Here is a 21,117-nt window from a genome sequence, read left to right as displayed (position 1 = left end):
TTGGATAGTCTTAGGGAAAGTCCCAATTTATGAAAATGGAAACGCATGGGGATCACGACTATAAAAATGGTACCATTTATTAAATTAGTGGTATGAAATCTCAGGTTCAATCGATAGTATAGTGATTACCATAAATACCTTATAATCGCCCTTAACATCTGAAATGGACGTGGTCATTATGATAATATAATATAATATAATATAATATAATATAATATAATATAATATAATATAATATATTTATTGGCATCATAATAGTATGTTTGTAGATAATTAGTTAGATGATCAAAACTGAGTTATTCTACGGTATTAAAATGCCTCCGACAGCACCCTGGAGGAATATTGTATTTTTTGGTCACGTATTCAATGTGTAGATAGGGTCATTGCAGGTAATGCTCACGCTCAATGAACGTGCCGATTATCTTGTCATGCATTTCTGCCGGTTTTGAGTACCCAAGCGTTTTGCGATTCAGTCGTTTTAACCGGTTACGAAGATTCAGGTTTTCGCGTTCAATCCGCTGGGTGTAAAGCTTACCTGTGATGTGTTTTGTAGCCGGTAACATCTCATAAGCACTGAAGTTGTCCGTACACCAGAAGGCGACTCTGAAGCCCGACAGTAAACCCAGTAATATTCTGTGGATCCCAAAGTACGTATTTAGAGCTGGTTGCTTAATTACCAAGCTTAAAATATGATGATCGTCATGAACAAAACAAAGCGTAGGACCTCTACCCGAAAACAAGCTACACACGATCGCATCGTCGAGGTAGCAGCACGTGCGATCCGCCGTACTGGTTATGGTGGTACAGGTGTTGCTGACATAATGAAAGAGGCTGGATTGACGCATGGTGGTTTCTATGCGCATTTTGCCTCACGTGATGCACTACTTGCTGAAGCTGCAGACCATGCTGGTGACGAATCGATGTCCAATATGTTGGAATATATGGCTGCCGTCCCATCCGATCAGGCAATGAACGCGTTAGTACACGGGTATTTAAGCAAGAAGCACTTTTTGTCAGTTGAAACCGGTTGTCCAGTCGCTGCGGTTGGCTCTGAGATGTTCCGTCAAGCGCCTGAGGTAAGGCTCGTTGTAACCAAGAGGATCAAAGAAATGATCGCGCTAATTGCAACGCAACTTCAGAATCTTGAACAGAATGAAGCAAATAAGCAGGCAATTATAACAGCGGCGACTTTAGTCGGCACACTCACGTTGGCTCGAGCAGTAGACGATGAGGAACTTGCTAACTTATTCCTCGACACTGCTGTTGATCATCTAGAAATAGCATAAGGGCTTTTAATCGGCCCTTTTTAAGGTCTTTAAATATGATGATCATCATATTTATGGTTGAGATACTTGCTTCTCAAGCTATTAGCAATGATTGCAGTAAAACAAAACCTGATAATAGGTTTAATTAATTGAAACAAAACAGTAATTAAGGAAAAAAATGACTTTTAAAGCCCTACTTGCAACAAAAGTTGACGATAAGATTTCGGCCAACGTGGTTGTTATGTCTGATTCAGACCTTATGCCGGGAGACGTGACTGTCAAAATTGATTTTTCTACAGTCAACTTTAAAGATGCCTTGGCACTTACCGGATATGCCGATGTTATCCAGCAATTTCCGCTGATTGTCGGTATCGACTTTGCTGGCACGGTCGAGGCCTCCTCTTATCCTGGTATCGCTGTAGGTGACCGCGTTGTTGCAAATAGTTGGGGGTTGAGTCAGACCCACCACGGCGGTTTTGCCCAGAGGGCACGAGTGAAAGGTGAGTGGTTAGTCAAGATCCCAGATGTATTTTCGACCAAAGATGCGATGGCGATCGGTACTGCTGGTTACACCGCAATGCTGTCAGTGCTGGCGCTTGAACACGGTGGATTGACACCTGAGAGTGGAGACATTCTGGTAACTGGCGCCAACGGCGGTGTTGGTTCGATTGCCATTGCTATCCTCTCAGGTCTTGGTTACCGAGTGATCGCTTCAACTGGACGTACTGAAGAGCACAGATACCTGCGTAGCCTGGGTGTTGCAGAAATTATTGATCGCAAGACGCTCTCCGAAGCAGGAGCACCGATTGCTGCGGAACGCTGGGTTGGTGCGGTTGACTCAGTCGGTAGCCATACGCTGGCTAATGTTCTGGCTCAGACCAAATATCGTGGCGTTGTCACTTCCAACGGGCTGGCACAAGGAATGGACCTTCCAGGCTCCGTTCTGCCTTTCATCCTGCGTAATGTCACACTAGCGGGCATTGACTCCGTCAATGCTCCACAGGAAGCGCGCATTCAAGCTTGGTCCCGCCTTGCTCGTGACTTGGATCTTAGCAAACTTGAGCAAACGACACAGGTTGTTGGTCTTGCAGATGTGCCTGACGTGATTGGTCGTATGTTCCAGGGGCAGGTACGTGGCCGCACCGTGGTTGATGTCAACGCTTAATAGTGCATTTTCTCTGCCCGTTGCTTTCGGGGACGTGGCAGAACAATAAAATTTATGATGGGGTAGTTTTATGAGCAGTAACCTGTATCACTCTGCACCAACTCAATTCCAAAGCATTGGTGACGTCAGCTTGGCATATCGCCGATTTGGTAAAGAGGGTTTCGCACCTGTTGTGTGCTTCCAGCACTTTACTGGGACAATCAATAACTTCGATCCGGTACATGCCAATCGTATTGCACAGGATCGTCCAGTGATCTTGGTCGACTATCGAGGTGTTGGCCGTTCAGACGGCGAAATGCCAGTGTCTATCCCGGAAACTGCAGCAGATATGATCGCTTTCATCAAGGCATTAGGCCTCAAGCAAGTCGACCTTTTTGGATTTTCACTAGGCGGTATGGTGGCTCAGCAAGTCGCAGTCGATGCGCCTGAGCTGGTTCGCCGTATTCTACTGGCAGGAACGGGCCCCGCAGCTGGTGAGGGTATGCAGGTCTTTTCGCAAGAAGTACAGGATATCGTTGGTTGGCCCAACAGTACAGCTGAGGAACGTATGCTTGAATTGTTCTTTGCGAAGTCGGCAAAGAGTGTTGCTGCAGGTAAAGCTTGGCTCGAGCGTATTGGCGAGCGCAAGACCGATCGGGAACCTGAGTGCAAGCCCCAGGTTGGCGTGGCTCAGCTCGAGGCATTGGCCAAATGGGGAGCTATTCCAGCAACCGATCGTTACGACTCTCTCAAGAAAATAACGCAGCGCACGCTAGTCGTCAATGGCAAGAACGACATCATGGTACCAACTATTAACTCGTACATTTTGCAGCAGCATCTGGCGGATGCTCAACTGATCATCTACCCAGATTCAGGCCATGGGGCTCACTTCCAGTTTGCGGCCGAATTCGCCGAAGAGGCTGTTCGCTTTTTTGCTGCTACGTAACTCCTTTGTGGCAGTCGTACGGCTTAGGTGCCATGCCTACGCTACTGGTATATGCAATATCGTAACCCATTCTATGCACCATAGAATGGGGCTGCGTTCTTTGGTCATGATCCTACCCCGAAATCCAGCACCATTCGGAAATGGAGTTCCGGCATGATTAATACTCCCCTGAACGGGGGGGTGCTGATGAAAAAGTCACGATTCACCGAAGAGAAGATTATCTTTGCCCTGAAGCTGGCTGAACTGGGTACGCCCGTGCAGGAAGTCTGTCGCAAGCTGGGCATCTCCGACGCCACATTTTATACCTGGCGTAAGAAATACGGTGGGATTTCCCCTTCAGAGTTGAAACAGATGCGCCAGCTGGAGGAGGAAAATCTACGTCTGAAGTGGCTGCTAGCTGATCTCAGCCTCGACAAAGCCCGACAGTCGCAGCCTCAGAGGCTGTATCCGAATCACGTCTGGGGCATGGATTTTGTCTCTGATACGTTATTTGACGAGCGACGATTGCGCCTGTTGACGGTTATCGACGTTTACACCCGCGAATGCCTGGGAATACGCGTGGGGCAGAATCTGCGTTCGACAGAAGTGGCTGGGATGCTGAACAGCATAGCGCTCAGGCGTCCTTTACCGCAGTCGCTGAAAACCGATAATGGTTCTGAATTTGCGTGGAAAATGCTGGACCACTGGGTGTATGAAAGAGGGATTAGGATCGACTTCTCACGCCCAGGAACACTGACGGACAACGCGACGGTGGAGTCCTTCAACGGCAACTTAAGGCAGGAATGTCTGAACGAAAACGGGTTCATGTCTCTGGAGGATGCACGGTGTAAAATCGAGGCCTGGCGCATATACTATAGCCAGAGTCGTCCCCATTCCGCACTGGGTTGGATGACTTCCTCCGAATTTGCCGGTTGCCAGAATATGCAGCCAGAATGAAGCCGTTATTCCTGATTATGAATTGAGCACATACAGGGAGCGAGTCATAATTCTATGCTCCCAATGTTTGAATGAACGGGTTCCCTAGTTTATTTGATTGAGTAAATTATAAAAAACCCGCTGACAGTTGACGTTTTGTTGCATAAAACGGACAAATAAGCATGCGTGAGTTTAATCCAAGGGATAAAAAGAGCTGGCGGACAGGTCTACAGGCGTGGCTATTAGAATGGGCTGTGAAGAATCTATGCAACTATTCATCGTTGATAACTGAGTATGTGCTTTAAAAGTGAAGTAAAACCAGGCAGGTCATTCTCAAGGTTAAACGCAGGATTAACCGCTTTTCTGGATATAAGGCCATCAATAAAAGCAAAAATGATAATGGATGCTCCTTCGATATCCAGATCTGAAGAAAAATCGCCGGCCTCGATCCCCTTGTTTATAATCGACTTAATGCCACTGCGCATAATTATATCCGTTGATATGAATGTTTCTTTTACAGACGTATTTCTTGAAGCTTCGGCGATAATTTCGACCCATAATCGATGGTCTGCGGGGTAACCAACTTCGTTAATACATGAGGTGACCAGATCAATAATATGCTCAAAGGGAGACGTATCACCGGAGAACGTATAACTTTCTACGGCAGTATTTTTCTCTTCCAAGACAATAGCGGAAATCAGTTCTGATTTACCTTTGAAATAGGTATACATCGCACCCTGACTGACTTTGGCCTTCCGGGCAATGTCTCCAATACTTGTCGCATTGAATCCTTTTTCTGAGAAGCACTGCGATGCTGCAACGATTAAGCGGTGGTAGGTAGAGTTTTTATCGTCATTCATATCAATATCAACCAGATAAACGTTAATTTGGGAAAATATCTTAAAAAGGCTGGGTTGTCCATTCTCAGCTGCCATCTATCACTGGTGGTTGAAATTGAACTCCCATAACAGTCATCAAATATAATAAAATAATTATATTTAACAATGTGTTATACAGGTCAATTAACATGTAATTAGAGGCATTCACCCGTACATCATCAGAGCTAGACAAGAAGAATAAACTCATGTAGCGTAGTGAATGATCATTCATTCATTATCTGATGACCACCATATCAGGTGTTATATGAGTGATATACAGCCGCATGCTGGTGTTGCTGTATATCAGAAATTTTGCATGAGGAAGGGGTCTGATGAACACGACAAAGACAAAAATGATACGCCTGGTGATGCCTCAATGGCAGGGAGGCAACAATACGGCATACAAGTTTGGTGCAGAATTACTGGCGTGGTTGGCGCCTGAAAGCAATTCACCTGTTGTCAGGATCCCTGTTGCCTCCACAGAAGAACCGTTAGTTAACGAAAATGGCATTATGGGGCGATCGCAAATCGTTGCACAACTGAAAGCCGCTCAGGCTGTGTTACAAGAGTATTCTCCTGATAAGGTGGTTGTCCTGGGAGGCGATTGTTTAGTCGATCTCGCGCCGTTTGCTTATTTAGCAGAAAAGTATAATGACAACCTCGGTATTCTTTGGATTGATGCACATCCAGACGTCATGACGCCCAAGCAGTTTAGCCATTCTCATGCGCATGTTCTCGGAGCCCTAATGGGAAATGGTGATGCGGATTTGACGGCACCCGTAAATTACCCGATTTCCGCCAGCAAAGTCATGATTGCGGGGCTTAACATGCCTAATGATTATGAAAAAGAGTTTATTGCTGAAAAAGGTCTCAATACCTGTTCGCCGGATGATGTTAAGGCAGGTGCCAGTGAAGTCGATGAGTGGATTAAACGTGAAGGTATCACTTGTCTTGCTATTCATTTCGACCTCGATGTTTTGAACTACAAACATTTCCGGTCAGTGCTTTTTGCTAACCCAGCTGCAGATGAGAATGCATTTGATGGTATTGGAACAGGCCAGTTGGAAATTTCCGATGTGTTAGCTCTGATAAATAAGGTTGATAGTTTGACGAGCATTGTAGGCCTTGGGATTGCTGAACATTTACCTTGGGATGCCATTAATTTGAAAGAAATGCTAGCGTCATTGCCTTTATTTAAAGACCAGTAAATATAGTATTTATAGTGGGAGGGGTTACCCTCCGCTTTAACTTTAAATACACACCCTACCTGTCCCTCCCCCAGTAACAAAACCTCACTAAAATCTTTACTAAAAATGAAACCACAATTACCAACGCCTTCCCGGAGGTGTTTCAGTGCGTATTAACTTATTTTTTAAATATTATAAGTATTGACACTGCATCACGGTGGAATTTAAATGCACTATTTTAGTGATTTGTTTTTTGTTATTTAATGGCAGGCCTTGAATTTAGTGGTAAATAAAGTGGCACAACTATTGCTGTGTATTTAAAGCCTTCTGTTTGTGTGATTTTTCAAATCATATTTTATTTTGAAACAAGGGTTGAATGATGAGTGGGAATTAAATTTATGCATTCTGCCATCGACGGGTCGAAGAGCAAGTAACGGTTTATAACCTTACATTTCTCAAACTTCAAATAGCCTATCCAAGTTTTTAAAAAATCTTAGATAGAAATTATTGATGAAAAGGTAATGACATGTTTACAAAAATATCCGGACTTTTATCAGTCATAATGTGTTTTATACTCGTTGGCTCAAGTTATCCAATCGCGAAAGAAGCGATGGACTCGATCCCTACCTGGACGTTCACCTGTATCAGTTTTGCGGTAGGTTTTGTTTTTCTTCTCCCCTTTACCCTATTCAGAGAAAAAACCAATTGGTTTAAAATCAGCCTAAAAGACTGGATGATAGTCAGTGTGTTAGCGTTGTTAGGCGCCGTACTTTACACCGTATTTTTGTTGTATGGGCTTCCTACTACAACGGCTATCTCCGCCTCAGTGATCACCAGCGCGACACCGGCTGTAGTCTTATTAATTTCAGTTCTCCTTTTTAAAGAGAAATTAAAAATCAGCTCCAGCATCTCCGTTATTCTTGCCATTATTAGCGTGGTGGTCATGACGTTACCTGGCAGTCAGGGAGGCAGTAATAACACATTGATAGGGCTTTTATTCCTGTCGTTATCGACCCTTTCTAACGCTATCAACATTATTGTAGCGAACAAAGTTAGTACCTCACTTAAGCCATTGACGATGGCTGCAGGCGTCTGTCTTACGGGCACGATATTCAGCTTGCCGATGGCTTTACATGAAGGGCAATCATTTGATATATCGGGCATCACAAGAGGGCAGGCAGGTATCTTATTATATTATGGCATTTTCGTATGGGCACTGGCTTATATGTTCTTTTTTAAAGGCATTGGTCATATCTCTGCCGCATCAGCGGGGATGTGCGTTGCATTAACACCTGTCGCATCAATGGCATGCTCCGCGTTATTCTTCGGTGATACCGTAAAGCATACTGACCTCGTTGCAACCATTATTATTATTATTTCTGTTATTTTCTCTGAGATTGATTTATTCAAGATTTTAAGAAAAAAGACGAATGCAAACATGACAAGTGAAATATAAGGGAGCAATACATGAGTAATATTTTAGCCAGAGTTATACTTTACACTGTAGTAACAGTTATTTTTTGTCAGTCAGCGATGGCGGTAACCCTTCCGAAACCGCAAAAATATGTTGAACTCAACCATCCGCTTGAGACAGGAATGCAAACCTATCCGGGATTAAGCGATGTGGAGATATATAAAACTGCGCCACGCTACCCGAATGGTGCATTGATAGATGGAATAAAGTTTCTTGGCATATCAGCAACCTATATAGATTCACCCTATCATGCAGATGAGAAAGGCATGAAAATTTCGGATTACCCTCTGGAAAAGCTAGTAAATCTGCCTATTGTTGTCGTGAAACTGCCTGCAAACAGTCATGTTTTTGATGTTTCATCATTTAAGAATCTGGATGTTAAAGGTAAAGCCGTTTTATTAAACACAGGAAAAAGCAAAGAGTTTGGCACTCCAGAATACAGTAAAAATCCACCCTATATGACAACAGAGGCAGCAAACTGGTTGGTCAATAACCATGCAAGCCTGGTGGGTATTGATGCCCTGTTAGTCGATAATTTTAATAAGAACGACACTATCCCGGTACACGATATTCTACTCAAAAACGGGATCGTTATTGCAGAAGATATGACCAATATAGACGCAGTTGCCGGAAAAGATGCCTACCTGACGGCGGTGCCTCCAAGGGCTCCAATGGCAAGTTTTCCAGCACGTATTTTTGCCGCCATTTATTAACTAATAAGGGGCTTCGGCCCCTTATTAGTTAACCTCAAGGCGTGGGATATTGGACTGTTGAAGATGTTGCCAGTTCATTGTCCAAGCTGCATAAGTTTATTCGTCGGGAATTATTGCAGCCTTCTACAACTAGCGCCTATCAGTTGGAACAGTATGAAGAGTCTTATAAAAGACTGCATTCACGTCTGGGCTACCGGCACCATCCTTCTCCACCGTTAAAAAATCATTATCCAAACCTGGCAGGATATCCACGAAGTCTCTCCTGCCTATTTTTGCCTACTGCGACTTTCATCCGAGAAAAAAATGAAATATACACCTCCTCTTTTTGCGTTAGCAATTGGGTTGTTTGCTATTGGTCTGACCGGACTTTTACCTATGGGTATTTCCCCCTCATGACCGATGATGTGGGGATATCGATACCGAGTACAGGCCTGTTAATTACAACCTATGCGCTTGGCGGCTTAGCGACCAATTGAATCCCGCGCGGCGGCTTAATTATTGGTCTTATTGCTCCTTATACGTTGAGTACCTTACTTGCCGCACTTGCTATCAGTTATGACATGTTACTGATAGCAAAGCTTATTGCCTCGCTTTGCCAGGGAAAATATTTTGGTGTCTGTGCAGTCATTGAGGGAACCCAAAGCAACTCGGGCGACAAGCTGACGTGGTGGCAGCGATGTTCATGGGGTTGACGAGAGCCAATGTTGTAGGTGTGGCAACGAACCAGGTAGGGAGCAGGCTGGACTTTGGAAAAACGGAAGTGACCATATTTTCCGAATACCAAGCGGCCCCGTTGTAGTACTATTCAACGGGGAGCAGGTCATGAGGGGGTTCATGCTATTGGCTTAAAAGGGGTACGTATAAGCCGGATAGCGACAATAGCTGCACAAAATGTCATTAGTGCGCTCGTAAGAAAGACGGCTCTGATATTTGTATGGCTGGCAATAAATCCCTGAATAGGTGTGATAATTCCTAAGGTGAGGTCCAGGAAAGCCGTGTAGCCCCCCATTGCCAATCCTCTGTTATCAGCAGGGATTCGATGAATTGCTTCAATGCCAAAGCTAGGATAAACCAGTGAGTAACCGAAACCGACTAGTGCTGAGGCAAAAAGTGCAACGATTGGAATGGATGCGTTCCATAATAAAGCCAGCCCAACAGATTCTAAAATTACGAAAGTAAGTGCAACCTTCGCACCTCCGACTTTGTCTGGCAGGTGACCAAGGCTGATACGTGCAAGAATAAAGAAAGCGGCAAAAATACTGAATGGAAGCCACACCATTTGCCATTGATGATCAACAAAAAGCAGAGCAGAAAATGCCGTCATAGCACCAAACCCAGTACTGCTCATTGCCAAACCTGTGCCAGGAATTAATACAGCCTTCAAGACTTTTCCAAAATCCATTCGCGGTTTTTGAATTACCTTAACTTCTTTGATTCGCAATACCAGTGGTAAAACAGAAAGGGGGATTAATATGGTCGCCAGCGCAATAGCAAGGAAACCCCAGCGGGCATAAAGAATCGAGCCAATAGGAGCGCCTATCGCAAAAGCGACGTAAAGCGCAGTTCCGATCCAGGCAATCACTTTTCCTGACTCATTGCGTTTAGAAAGTCCTAACCCCCATGCCATGCAACCTGTAATCATCAGACTCTCAGCCCCACCTAACAGGCCACGCCCCATCATCAGTACAATCACGGAAACAATTGGGATATAGATGAGATAAAGAGAAAAAAGATAAAAACCGCCAGAAATTGTGGCTAAAACAAGTCCGACAATCACTGCTCGCTTGGGGCCACGGCGATCTGAGTATTGACCTGCCCATACTCGAGATACCAAAGAGGCGGCAAACTGGCACCCCGCAACTATTCCAACATAAAAGGTACTAAGCCCAAGTGTTTGATGGACATGAAGAGGTAATACAGGTAGAGCAAAGCCAGTGATTAGAAAAACGGTAGATACAACTAACATAATGGGAAGCAAAGTTTTAAAAGTATTTGATGGCTTTATTAAAAAATCATGATTTCTTGTCATCAATAATCGCCTATATAATGGTAGCTGTGAATATAAAAATTAATAATCCAATTTTTATATTTAATTATTTTGTTTTTTTTTGACCATCCAGTCAGTAAAATACTGACGTTAGAGTTTTATAAAAACCACTAAATTAAAATTTAACTTTATTTGTGAGAAGGCTAAATAAACTTATGGGAGGGGGGTTAATTATTGCACAGCAAGTTATGCGCTATATAAACTTGCCGTGCAGTAGATATCAGTTATTTAATCATCGATCTGTTTTTGCTGTTGCTCAGTGTAGCGGGCTCCTTGAATGTCGACCTGATTAAGAGCCTGTTGGATTCGATAGAGGTCCTCAGAGGATAATTCCACCTCTGATGCAGCCATGTTTTCCTCGAGTCTGTGCAACTTAGTAGTACCTGGGATAGGGACAATCCAGGGTTTTTGAGCTAATAACCAGGAAAGGGCAATTTGTGCTCGAGTGGCATTTTTTTCATCAGCAATACCGCCAAGTAAGTCAACGAGTGCTTCATTTGCTCGACGAGCATCTTCTGTGAAGCGTGGCAGAGTATTACGAATGTCTCCCAGAGCAAAGGTTGTTGTCGTATCAATTGCGCCCGTCAGAAATCCTTTACCTAGTGGGCTATATGGGACAAAACCAATACCAAGTTCTTCCAGTGTCTGGAATGTCTTTTTCTCGGGTTCGCGCCACCACAAAGAGTATTCACTTTGTAGTGCGGTAACGGCTTGAACGGAGTGAGCGCGGCGAATTGTTTTCGCCGATGCTTCAGACAGACCAAAATATTTCACCTTACCTTCGGCTATAAGTTCTTTGACCGCGCCTGCAACATCTTCAATGGGCACATTAGGATCTACACGATGTTGATATAAAAGGTCTATGTGATCAGTTCGGAGCCTCTTCAACATGCCATTAACTGCATCTTTGATATGTACGGGATTGCTGTTCAGCCCATCGGGCTTACCATCTTTATACTGAAAGCAAAATTTGGTCGCGATAACAACTTCTTCCCGAAATGGCTCTAAGGCTTGGCCGAGGATCTCCTCATTAAGGAATGGGCCGTAAACTTCTGCCGTATCAAAAAATGTTATACCTCGTTCTACTGCGGACCGGATGAGTTTGATAGCACTTTGAGTATCTGTGGCTGAACCATATCCAAAGCTTAGCCCCATGCAACCCAGACCAATTGCAGAGACCTCAAGGCCGCTGCTTCCTAGGACGCGTTTTTTCATTATTCCTCCAGTTGTACTGAATATTACGACTTATAGAAAAGGCGCTTCTAGATTAGAAATTGTAAAGTAAGAATACTAAGCTGATAATAGCTATAATTAGAATTATATTATGAATAGTATTTCTAAATGAGATTAACTTGACCTGTCATCAGAATTAGATTTGGCAGGGTTTTGAGTGTTCTACTTTCGCTGGAAAAATGCGAAAGCCTTGGTCTACTTTTGCACAATATTTAACATGTTGGCCAGCAAATTGGCAACAAAGGCTACAGTGACACTGCAGTGATGATAGGGGTTAAATACAATTTCTAGTTAATTGCTGAAGTCGTAACGTAAGATATCAGCGCATTGTTATAATGCGCCGATATCTCCCTTACCTAAAGATCCTTGCTAGGGCATAACTGACCGGCGTTACGAGAGAAAATTCCGATTCAGTGTGGGAAGGGAAAAGTTGGATAGTCTTAGGGAAAGTCCCAATTTATGAAAATGGAAACGCATGGGGATCACGACTATAAAAATGGTACCATTTATTAAATTAGTGGTATGAAATCTCAGGTTCAATCGATAGTATAGTGATTACCATAAATACCTTATAATCGCCCTTAACATCTGAAATGGACGTGGTCATTATGATGATATTATATATTTATTGGCATCATAATAGTATGTTTGTAGATAATTAGTTAGATGATCAAAACTGAGTTATTCTATGGTATTAAAATGCCTCCGCCAGCACCCTGGAGGAATGTTGTATTTTTTCTTAAATGAACGTGTAAATGATTGTTGAGAGTCATACCCATAGTTATATGCAATATCGGCTATCGTTTCATTTTTAGTTATGAGATCTTTAGCTGCACTTTCTAGTTTTTTATTACGAATGTAGCTTGCAATGGTTTGTTCAGTCATTCTATGAAAAACTCTTTGTAAGTGCCACTTTGAATAACCAGCTCTTTCTGCAATGTCACTTATTTTAAGCGGTTTATCTACATTATCGTCGATCCATAGCATTATGGAATTAATAATTTCATTATGTATCATTTACAACTCCTTTTGGCGAAAGGCATTAATGTCGATAATTAAAGGTAGTGAGCCTCAGATTTAGAAGGCTCACGGAAAAACCTATTTTTTGTCGATGTTTCTTGTGAGTACTTTTCACCAACTTAAGCTTGCGGGAATATGTTCGCGGTAGTCATAAGCTTGACGACATGGTATCTATTAATTCATTTTCTTCAGTTAGAATAGTATCGAGTATCACTTTGTGCTTTTCTGCTGAGTAAGTGCAACACGTACAAGGTCTCCGTTAGTGACGCCATCGGGTGGACTATTTATTATTTGATCGCTGGTGGTGACACCATCGGCTAGCTCAACAATGCTTCCCAGATCCTTTACAATGACGACTTTCCTGAGCTGAACACGATGTTGCTTATCAAGAAGAGCAATTTGTACTCCATTCTTTCCGATGATTAATGCACTGGGAGGCAGCCCCAAATATTTCTTATCAGAAGATATTTCAAAACGAACGTTTGCGTAAGCACCGGGTAATAATTCCCCCGTTGTATTATCCACAGCTAATTGAACTAACATTGAACCTGAGTTTGTATCAATAGCTTTTGATATTGACTCTACTGAGGCCTTAAAATGTTTGTCAGGGTGTTCCGGCACTGTAATTTGGGCTAATGTTCCTAGTCTAATAGATGACACCTGTCGTTGTGGCACACTGACATAGACCCGTAAGCGGCGTACATCGGAAACGACGAAAAGCTCGCTTCCTGTACTCATACCAATATTGATCAAGGAACCCACGTCAGTATTTCTGGCGGTAACGACACCATCGAAGGGAGCTATCAGGTGGGAATACCGCTGCATTGCCTGAACACGTTCAACATTGGCCTCTAAAGCGTTTACTTCTGCTTCCTGGGCTTTAAGATCGGCAGTTCGCTCTTCAGTTTCCTGACGAGAAACTGAATTACTTGCGAGTAATGATTGCCAACGTTTCGCTGTGGCTGCTGCTAAAGCGGCATTACTTTGCGCCTGGGTAAGTTCAGCTTTAGCTTGCGAAAGCTGTTGATCAACATCAGGGATGTCAATCTCGGCCAATAATTGACCGGCCTTTACAGGCTGTCCAATGTCAACTGACCAGCTTTTCAGATAACCACTGACCCGAGCATATATTGGGGCACGAGACCATGCTTCTATACGGCCAGGAAGTTCCAATGCTGAGTTTTCCACGGGCACAGGGTTGATTGTCGCAACAGTTCTAACTGCTTGAACATCAGCATTTTCCTGTAATTCTTCCGATCTAAACCAACGAGTACTTAGGCCTGTTGCTACTATAATGATAGCAATACCTGCCAGAAATATCGTTGGCAAGAAACGTCGCAAACGGGTGGGGAAGTTACGCATATCAAGAAGCTCCAATAGCGGGTTGCTGTAACTGTTTAGAACGGTGAGGATCGCGCCCATGCACGAGGCTGAATAAAACAGGGACAAATATCAAAGTTGCGATTGTCGCGAATAACAATCCACCAATGACGGCACGGCCCAATGGGGCATTCTGTTCGCCACCTTCACCAAGGCCGATCGCCATCGGCAACATGCCTATAATCATTGCAAGTGCGGTCATGAGTACCGGGCGAAAACGGACTGTACCCGCTTCCAACGCTGCCGCTGTAGCATCACCTAACTCAGTTAACTTCTCGCGGGCAAAGCTGATGATGAGCACGCTGTTGGCTGTGGCGACACCCATACACATGATGGCACCTGTAAGGGCAGGAACGGAAAGTGTTGTATCTGTTGCAAACAGCATCCATACAATGCCTGCCAGGGCTGCCGACAATGCTGACACGATAACGGCTGGATCCAGCCATGATTGAAAATTCACTACAATCAGAAGATAGATTAATACAATGGCGCCCATTAATCCGAATAGCAGTCCGGCGAAGGCAGAGTTCATTGTTTGTATTTGACCAACTAATTCCACAACAGAGCCCTGGGGGACGTTGGTAGCTGTTTCAGCAATAATCTGGCTGATATCATTTGCTACTGATCGCAGATCCCTGTCCTGGGTGGCTGCATAGATTTGGACGACAGGCTGAATGTTATATTGGCTTAGTAATGCGCTGCCAGAATTACGCACAAATCCAGCGACACCTCCTAATGTCATATTTCCTTGGTTAATCCCGTTGCCTATAGGTAGATTTGCAAGTCCTATTAATGAATCCAACTGGCGTTGGGGAGTTTGCATCACAATCGGATAAGTCACCCCATTAGCTGGGTTTAGCCAGTATGTAGGTGCAACCTGACTGCTACCAGCAAGGTTAACGACTAAACTATTCGTCACATCTCGGGTTGTAAGCCCAAGTTGCTGAGCTTGTGTGCTATCAAGGTTTACATCAAATACAGGGGCTTTATTCGATTGTTGAATTCGTGCGTCAGCAATACCGGGAATTGCCCTGATGCGTTTCAGAAGCTGATTCGCATAGATAAAGTTTGCATCCAGATTACGTCCTCTAATTTGTACGTTGATCGGGGCCGGAGCACCGAAATTTAATATCTGGCTGACAATATCAGCCGGAGGAAATGAAAAAGTTGTATCTGGGAATTGTTGTGGCAATGTTTCACGAAGACGCTTTATATAGTCAGCTGTCGGACGATGGCCTTCACGTAGCGCTATCTGGAAATCACCATCATGAGAACCCGAAACACCGGTATTGTTATAGACAAGGTTAATGCTACTCGGGGGCAAACCGATATTATCAACCATAGTGACAATCTCGTCGGCAGGGATCACTTGTCTTACAGCGGCTTCAATGTGGGAAAAACGAACTGCGGTTTCCTCTACACGAGTACCTTCCGGAACACGGACGTGCATTAAAACCTGGCCTGAGTCGACCGAAGGAAAGAAATTACTCCCCAAAAATGGAACGAGGCCAAAAGATAAAATCACCACGGCCATGAATCCAATCAGAAATGTTTTACGGTTTTCCAACGCTCGCTGTAATACCCCACGATAACCCGTTCGGATACCTTCGAACCGAACTTCAAACTGCTGTTGGAAACGAACTAAAGGGTTCCGTGAGTGAATGTGCTGTTTATCACCATCCTCTGAAAAGACATGTGGCTTTAACAGGTATTTCGCCATCGTTGGGACCAGTGTGCGCGATAAAATAAATGAACACACCATGGCGAAAATAACAGACATCGCCATAGGGACAAACAGGAACCGAGAAACACCATCTAAGAAAAACATGGGAACGAAGGCAATACAGATACAAAGCAGCGATACAAAGGCTGGTGTGACAATCTGTCGTGCCCCGTCGAGTATTGCTGTTTCAACTTCTTTTCCTTGTTCGAGGTGCCAGTTTACGTTTTCAATCGTTACTGTCGCATCATCTACCAAAATACCGATAGCGAGAGCTAATCCTCCAAGAGTCATCAGGTTCAATGTTTCACCGAAAACAGAAAGAGCGATTATTGAACCCAAAATTGACAATGGTATTGAGACAGCAATTATTACGGTAGAACGCCAACTACCAAGGAAAAGTAAAATCATCACACTGGTTAGTGCTGCTGCAATTGCACCTTCCATGACGACGCCCTTGATCGAAGCCCGCACAAAGACTGATTGATCGTTAATGGGCACAATGCGTAGTGCTTCTGGCAAACTGCTTCTGATTGAATCGAGTCTGTCGCGGATGCCATCGACAATGGCCAGAGTTGAAGTGGAGCCGTTCTTTAACACGGACATTAAAACAGAGCGCCCACCATCGACATGTACAATATTGGTTTGCGGAGCACTTCCATCACGGACATCAGCAACATCACGCATATAGATGGTGCTGCCATTAACGACCTTGACGGGTATTCTGCCAATGTCCTCAATCGCAGACGGTGCACTGTTAAGCTTCAGCGTATACTCAAGCTCACCTATCTTCTGGGTACCAATTGGCGTCAACACATTGTTTGCAGCAAGAGCTGCAGAAATATCCAGCGCTGAAAGTCCTCTGGCCTGAAGAGCTTCAGGTTTGACGTCAATTTGAATCTGTCGCTGTGTTCCGCCATACGGATAAGGGATAGCTGCACCCGGCACTGTAATGAGCGGTGTACGTATAGTGTTTAACCCGAGATCATAAAGATTTTGCTCCGACAGACCTTGCCCTGAAAGAGCGAGTTGTAAAATGGGTACTGTCGCGGCGTTGTAGTTAATGACAATTGGAGGAGTTATACCTGTTGGCATTTGGCGGGTTACCACCTGTGCAGATGCGGTTATTTGTGCATTGGCAACAGCTATATCGACACCCGGCTGAAAGAACACTTTTATAACGCTCAGCCCCTGGTAGGAGTTTGCTTCAATGTGTTCAACTCCATTAACGGAAGTCGTAAGAACTCGTTGAAATAACGTAGAAATACGATTAGACATCTCATCCGGTGGCAAACCGTTGTACTGCCAAACGACTGCAATGACAGGAATGCGAATTTCAGGGAATATATCGGTTGGAGTCCGTAGTGATGACAGGATGCCGCCAATGAGAATCAGCAACGCGAGAACAACAAAAGTATAAGGTCGCCGCAAGGCAACGACCACCGCATGCATCAGCACAATGGGAACCCTTAAAATAATAGAAGAGGCAAATAACACACAGAGAGTTTATAACTTATCAAAAATGGTGACACGAGCATAAACACATAAGTCTCTTACAGCATTTAGAAAATAATTATCGGTATATCTGTGCAACACCAAACAGTTTGTTATTGCCACCCGCTGCGATTATTTTGTAATACGAAGCGCCTTCATCATCAGCTTTTTTTGCCAAACTTTCACTAACCTCTGATAAAGTCATTTTCCCCTGAACACTAACTACTCCTATTTCTGTATGTGCATCAGATGACTGAACTTCTGTTGCAGAAACGGCGGTCTTGGACATAAAAAACGTACCCATAAAAAGCACCAAGATACTGATATTTTTCATACATTAACCTTTTGCAGTTATTGATAATTGATATTTAAACTATATCAGGTGAACCTGACCTGAACATGACGGGTAAATAACCATTTTGTCAGGTTGGCTTTTAATTAAGCCACCTGACTCTGCATGGTTATAAATTATGCAAAAAATTGATCAAGAGATGATGTGCAGATGGCAGGAAGTAAAAAATATTATCGATGTTCCATTGCAGGCTAAAAGGCCCATGAGATGAGGAGTTCAACACTCCTGATACTTCCAATAATCTCGGTGAGGAAAAGCACGGTTAACTATGAATTTCTGGTTTAGTCATTTTGATTTTGTTCGCCCAAACTCTGGCTTCTAAGACGTAATGTCTCAATTACCAATGCCAGCGCACGAGAAGGTTGACGGATACTGGGATAGTAAGCATGAATTCCTGGGAAAGTTGGATACCAGTCCTGAAGTACATACTGAAGGTGCCCGGAAGCCACATGGGGGGCTGCGAGATTTTCTGGCATAAATGCTATTCCCGCACCGCTCAACGTGGCATTGAGAATTTCATAAATACTGTTGAAAATCAGCTGCCCCTCAACCCGAACCTGAAGTTTTTGTCCCTCTTTTTCTAACTCCCATAAATATAAACCACCTCGGGTGGGTAGGCGTAAATTCATGCAGTTATGAGTTGTCAGTTCCTGAGGTGTTTTGGGGCGAGAATGATTTTTGAAATACTCAGAAGCGCCTACGATGACAAATCGTATATCGGGAGAAATTCTCACGGCAACCATTCCGTTAGCAACCTGATCACCCATTCTGATACCTATATCATACCTCTCCGCAACAATGTCAGCGAGGCTATAGTCAATGATGATTTCTAATTTTAGGTCAGGGTATTCGGGTACTAGTTTCTGAAGCTTTGGCCAAAGCACCGTCCGTATAGCATAGTCTGTTGCTGTTATACGAATGGTGCCGGATGGCTTATCCCTAAATTCAGTGGCGGCTGCCAATTCCATTTCGATTTCTTCAAAGCGTGGCGCCAAGTTTTTAAATAAATGTTCCCCTACTTCAGTTAGAGAAACACTCCGAGTAGTACGCGTAAGAAGCCTGATTCCAAGTTTTGCCTCAAGCGTTCGTATGGAGTGGCTTAGAGCGGATTGGGAAACCCCAAGTTGAGCTGCTGCTCTGGTGAAGTTGCCTTCACGAGCAACGGCGAGAAATGCCGTTATGTAACTATAATTATCACGTGCCATTGCGTTATATCCCGATTATCTGATTGTCGGTTTTATGAGATTTGAATGTTTTATTTAATGAATGGAAGATTACCTAACCAGGTCGTTCTTTGCAGAACCATTTACACGGGTTGTAACCCAATTGTTTCTCTTTACTTTATTACCATATGTGAATGTTTTTCATAAGTCTATTCGACTTTACATATTTAATTAACAATAATTAGATGTTACAAACAGCTCACTTAGACTTAAGCTATTGTTGCAAAAAGTAAATTTATAATGCAAAAGCAGGCTGGTTGTATTTTGTACCGAAATGATCTGCTAGAGAGATTTCTACAGCTTAGATATGGCTAACCATCTGTTTTTAATAATTTAAGTTTGTTCTGTTTTGCGTTTACTAGAAATCAAAATAAATATGGGGATTGACATGATGATTCTGCAAAAGATAAAAATAATTACTTGGTATAAGTATCTACAAGCTATCGTAGGCTGCTTCATTTTTACCACAGTCATGCTGCCCTCTGAGGCCGTTTCTGCTGATCATCCTGTGGTTAGCACCAGTGACGGCCAGATAAAGGGACAAAATAATGCAGGCATAAATACTTATCTAGGCATCCCTTACGCTCTGCCTCCGGTAGGACCGTTACGCTGGAAACCTCCAGTGGCAGTCCGTCATTGGAATGGTATTTTGGATGCGAGTCATTTTGCATCTAACTGCCCACAAGTGACGGAGTTTGGTGCATTCGCAGGACCTGCCAGCATTAATGAAGACTGTTTATATCTGAATGTGTTCACAACGGATAATCTCAAAAACACTGAGAAAAAACCCGTTATTGTTTGGATTCACGGCGGCGCTAATATAGACGGCAGCTCAAGTGATTACGATGGCAGCAAACTTGCGAGAGGTGGCTCCAAAGGTGTTGAAACTGTTGTTGTCACACTTAATTATCGACTGGGTTTGTTTGGCACTTTTTCTCATCCTGCTATAAATTCCAAAAATTTTCTTTGGGGTAACTACGGTATATTGGACCAACAATTAGCGTTGCAATGGGTTAAAAGGAACATTCAAGCTTTTGGAGGGGATCCGGACAATGTCACAATAGGAGGTCAATCTGCAGGGGCATATAATGTCGGGGCAAATGTAGTCTCTCCGTTAAGCCACGGACTTTTTCGTCACGCAATCTTTCAAAGTTCTCCAGCGGTAGCAATTTCACTTCCGACAGCTGAAGATACGACAAAAAAAGGCATAGGATTTGCAGAGGCTGCCGGCTGTCAGGGAAGTGATGATGAGATTGCAAGATGCCTTCGTTCACTTTCAGCATCCAGAATTCTTCAATTACAGGGAACACCAGCAGCAAGCGGACCCTTCGTTCAAATGTTTCCCTTTATAGACGGAAAAATTATCCCAATACCAACTGAGGAAGCTCTCAAAAAAGGGGATTTTAATAAAGTGTCGATTATGGGAGGTTCAACCCATGACGAAATGACTTTTTTGACTGGAATCATGCAATATTTTTCTGGCCAACCTATGACGACTCAACAATATAATCAGGCTATTACGCCGGGAGCATTTTGCGTTGGTTGTAAAAAAGATGCCATGCCAGAAGGTGTCGCGAAGTATTATCCCCTATCCAAATATGACAATAATGCAATGATAGCATATACACGAGTTACCACAGATATTGTGAAATGTCGGGAATTTCACATGTTAAGTTTTGTCGCTTCTCAAGTTCCAACTTATGCATATGATTTTACCTACCAGAATGCTCCGTATTACTTCCCTAAAATGCCTGGATTTCAACCACTGGCTGCGCATACCATAGATATTCAATTTATTTTTGATAAATTTCATGGCGGACCTTTAGGTGTCAATTTGGATCAAAAATCTGGGATGCCTCGTGATTTAGATTCGAGCGAGTTGATTTTGTCCGATCAGATGATTTCTTTCTGGACACGTTTTGCGGAATCAGGAAACCCCAATGGTACCGGTGATACCCCTTGGCCAAGATTCCACTCTGATAATTCTGGCACCTATTATGTCCAAGATATCCCCGAATCGACCAAAACTGTTTCACAGATGAGAAGTGAGTATCAGTGCGATTTTTGGGATAATAATGTGAAGTATTAGTAGCAAGGCTGCCTGGAATACAATTTTCCGGGCAGCT

General features: G+C 43.6%; 16 protein-coding genes and 2 pseudogenes. 9 read left to right on the top strand and 9 right to left on the bottom strand.

Annotation, left to right across the window (positions count from 1 at the left end):
• Nucleotides 1-380: 380 nt before the first annotated feature.
• Nucleotides 381-635, bottom strand: a pseudogene (locus DJ58_RS22415) (IS1 family transposase); the annotation flags it as partial.
• Between the two features lie 66 nt (nt 636-701).
• Between DJ58_RS22415 and DJ58_RS18405 the strand changes: the two are divergent.
• The 4 genes from DJ58_RS18405 (at nt 702) to DJ58_RS0121450 (ending at nt 4,291) form a co-directional block, all read left to right on the top strand.
• Nucleotides 702-1,286, top strand: coding sequence for a TetR/AcrR family transcriptional regulator (locus DJ58_RS18405; protein WP_204365715.1), 585 nt, complete (start codon nt 702-704; stop codon nt 1,284-1,286).
• A gap of 157 nt (nt 1,287-1,443) precedes the next feature.
• Entirely contained in the window at nt 1,444-2,430 is a 987-nt protein-coding gene (gene acuI, locus DJ58_RS18410; RefSeq protein WP_004712701.1) for an acrylyl-CoA reductase (NADPH), read from the top strand.
• A gap of 70 nt (nt 2,431-2,500) precedes the next feature.
• Nucleotides 2,501-3,355 (top strand): alpha/beta fold hydrolase, encoded by an 855-nt coding sequence (locus DJ58_RS18415; RefSeq protein WP_004712700.1) that lies wholly within the window; start codon nt 2,501-2,503, stop codon nt 3,353-3,355.
• 186 nt (nt 3,356-3,541) lie between these two features.
• Nucleotides 3,542-4,291 (top strand): IS3 family transposase, encoded by a 750-nt coding sequence (locus tag DJ58_RS0121450; RefSeq protein ID WP_071985067.1) that lies wholly within the window; start codon nt 3,542-3,544, stop codon nt 4,289-4,291.
• A gap of 254 nt (nt 4,292-4,545) precedes the next feature.
• Here DJ58_RS0121450 and DJ58_RS18420 read toward each other — a convergent pair whose 3' ends face one another.
• On the bottom strand, nt 4,546-5,205 hold the full coding sequence (locus tag DJ58_RS18420) for a TetR/AcrR family transcriptional regulator (protein ID WP_004712698.1): 660 nt from the start codon (nt 5,203-5,205) through the stop codon (nt 4,546-4,548).
• Between the two features lie 275 nt (nt 5,206-5,480).
• Between DJ58_RS18420 and DJ58_RS18430 the strand changes: the two genes are divergently transcribed.
• The 3 genes from DJ58_RS18430 (at nt 5,481) to DJ58_RS18440 (ending at nt 8,522) form a co-directional block, all read left to right on the top strand.
• Nucleotides 5,481-6,356: an arginase family protein gene (locus DJ58_RS18430; RefSeq protein WP_032912254.1), complete on the top strand. Its 876-nt coding sequence runs from the start codon at nt 5,481-5,483 to the stop codon at nt 6,354-6,356.
• Nucleotides 6,357-6,861: 505 nt separating this feature from the next.
• Nucleotides 6,862-7,791 carry a DMT family transporter gene (locus DJ58_RS18435; protein WP_004712696.1) on the top strand — a complete coding sequence of 310 codons (930 nt, stop codon included), beginning with the start codon at nt 6,862-6,864 and terminating at the stop codon, nt 7,789-7,791.
• A gap of 11 nt (nt 7,792-7,802) precedes the next feature.
• Entirely contained in the window at nt 7,803-8,522 is a 720-nt protein-coding gene (locus DJ58_RS18440; RefSeq protein WP_204365714.1) for a cyclase family protein, read from the top strand.
• Nucleotides 8,523-9,354: 832 nt separating this feature from the next.
• Here the strand turns inward: DJ58_RS18440 and DJ58_RS18445 are convergent.
• Nucleotides 9,355-10,551 carry an arabinose transporter gene (locus tag DJ58_RS18445; RefSeq protein WP_004712694.1) on the bottom strand — a complete coding sequence of 399 codons (1,197 nt, stop codon included), beginning with the start codon at nt 10,549-10,551 and terminating at the stop codon, nt 9,355-9,357.
• A 246-nt stretch (nt 10,552-10,797) separates the two neighbouring features.
• Nucleotides 10,798-11,784, bottom strand: coding sequence for an aldo/keto reductase (locus DJ58_RS18450; RefSeq protein ID WP_032912253.1), 987 nt, complete (start codon nt 11,782-11,784; stop codon nt 10,798-10,800).
• Between the two features lie 234 nt (nt 11,785-12,018).
• Here DJ58_RS18450 and DJ58_RS24075 point away from each other — a divergent pair.
• Nucleotides 12,019-12,093 (top strand): annotated as a pseudogene (locus DJ58_RS24075) (autotransporter outer membrane beta-barrel domain-containing protein); the annotation flags it as partial.
• Between the two features lie 390 nt (nt 12,094-12,483).
• On the opposite strand, the gene DJ58_RS18455 reads toward DJ58_RS24075, so the two are convergent.
• The 5 genes from DJ58_RS18455 to DJ58_RS18475 form a co-directional block, all read right to left on the bottom strand.
• Nucleotides 12,484-12,819: a helix-turn-helix domain-containing protein gene (locus DJ58_RS18455; protein ID WP_032910890.1), complete on the bottom strand. Its 336-nt coding sequence runs from the start codon at nt 12,817-12,819 to the stop codon at nt 12,484-12,486.
• A 213-nt stretch (nt 12,820-13,032) separates the two neighbouring features.
• Complete coding sequence (locus tag DJ58_RS18460; protein ID WP_004708626.1) at nt 13,033-14,184, bottom strand: efflux RND transporter periplasmic adaptor subunit; 1,152 nt, start codon at nt 14,182-14,184, stop codon at nt 13,033-13,035.
• A 1-nt stretch (nt 14,185) separates the two neighbouring features.
• Entirely contained in the window at nt 14,186-17,374 is a 3,189-nt protein-coding gene (locus DJ58_RS18465) for an efflux RND transporter permease subunit (RefSeq protein WP_172460461.1), read from the bottom strand.
• 121 nt (nt 17,375-17,495) lie between these two features.
• The gene (locus tag DJ58_RS18470; protein WP_004708623.1) at nt 17,496-17,750 is read right to left on the bottom strand and encodes a YdgH/BhsA/McbA family protein; all 255 of its coding nucleotides are present in this window, start codon (nt 17,748-17,750) and stop codon (nt 17,496-17,498) included.
• A 299-nt stretch (nt 17,751-18,049) separates the two neighbouring features.
• Nucleotides 18,050-18,973, bottom strand: coding sequence for a LysR family transcriptional regulator (locus DJ58_RS18475; RefSeq protein WP_004708622.1), 924 nt, complete (start codon nt 18,971-18,973; stop codon nt 18,050-18,052).
• 406 nt (nt 18,974-19,379) lie between these two features.
• Here DJ58_RS18475 and DJ58_RS18480 point away from each other — a divergent pair, with 406 nt between their 5' ends.
• Nucleotides 19,380-21,080, top strand: a complete 1,701-nt coding sequence (locus DJ58_RS18480; protein WP_204365710.1) for a carboxylesterase/lipase family protein — start codon at nt 19,380-19,382, stop codon at nt 21,078-21,080.
• Nucleotides 21,081-21,117: the final 37 nt, after the last annotated feature.

Source organism: Yersinia frederiksenii ATCC 33641 (assembly GCF_000754805.1).
GTDB lineage: Bacteria > Pseudomonadota > Gammaproteobacteria > Enterobacterales > Enterobacteriaceae > Yersinia > Yersinia frederiksenii.
The sequence above is the reverse complement of the archived record's forward strand: the minus strand, read 5'-3'. Positions and strand labels throughout refer to the sequence as shown.

Excerpts from the sequence above, each read along its gene's own strand:
- acuI (WP_004712701.1), top strand. The coding sequence starts at position 1,444 with ATGACTTTTAAAGCCCTACTTGCAACAAAAGTTGACGATAAGATTTCG.
- DJ58_RS18475 (WP_004708622.1), bottom strand. The coding sequence starts at position 18,973 with ATGGCACGTGATAATTATAGTTACATAACGGCATTTCTCGCCGTTGCT.
- DJ58_RS18455 (WP_032910890.1), bottom strand. The coding sequence starts at position 12,819 with ATGATACATAATGAAATTATTAATTCCATAATGCTATGGATCGACGAT.
- DJ58_RS18465 (WP_172460461.1), bottom strand. The coding sequence starts at position 17,374 with ATGCATGCGGTGGTCGTTGCCTTGCGGCGACCTTATACTTTTGTTGTT.
- DJ58_RS18470 (WP_004708623.1), bottom strand. The coding sequence starts at position 17,750 with ATGAAAAATATCAGTATCTTGGTGCTTTTTATGGGTACGTTTTTTATG.
- DJ58_RS18460 (WP_004708626.1), bottom strand. The coding sequence starts at position 14,184 with ATGCGTAACTTCCCCACCCGTTTGCGACGTTTCTTGCCAACGATATTT.
- DJ58_RS18430 (WP_032912254.1), top strand. The coding sequence starts at position 5,481 with ATGAACACGACAAAGACAAAAATGATACGCCTGGTGATGCCTCAATGG.
- DJ58_RS18450 (WP_032912253.1), bottom strand. The coding sequence starts at position 11,784 with ATGAAAAAACGCGTCCTAGGAAGCAGCGGCCTTGAGGTCTCTGCAATT.
- DJ58_RS18440 (WP_204365714.1), top strand. The coding sequence starts at position 7,803 with ATGAGTAATATTTTAGCCAGAGTTATACTTTACACTGTAGTAACAGTT.
- DJ58_RS18415 (WP_004712700.1), top strand. The coding sequence starts at position 2,501 with ATGAGCAGTAACCTGTATCACTCTGCACCAACTCAATTCCAAAGCATT.
- DJ58_RS18405 (WP_204365715.1), top strand. The coding sequence starts at position 702 with ATGAACAAAACAAAGCGTAGGACCTCTACCCGAAAACAAGCTACACAC.
- DJ58_RS0121450 (WP_071985067.1), top strand. The coding sequence starts at position 3,542 with ATGAAAAAGTCACGATTCACCGAAGAGAAGATTATCTTTGCCCTGAAG.
- DJ58_RS18420 (WP_004712698.1), bottom strand. The coding sequence starts at position 5,205 with ATGGCAGCTGAGAATGGACAACCCAGCCTTTTTAAGATATTTTCCCAA.
- DJ58_RS18435 (WP_004712696.1), top strand. The coding sequence starts at position 6,862 with ATGTTTACAAAAATATCCGGACTTTTATCAGTCATAATGTGTTTTATA.
- DJ58_RS18445 (WP_004712694.1), bottom strand. The coding sequence starts at position 10,551 with ATGACAAGAAATCATGATTTTTTAATAAAGCCATCAAATACTTTTAAA.
- DJ58_RS18480 (WP_204365710.1), top strand. The coding sequence starts at position 19,380 with ATGATGATTCTGCAAAAGATAAAAATAATTACTTGGTATAAGTATCTA.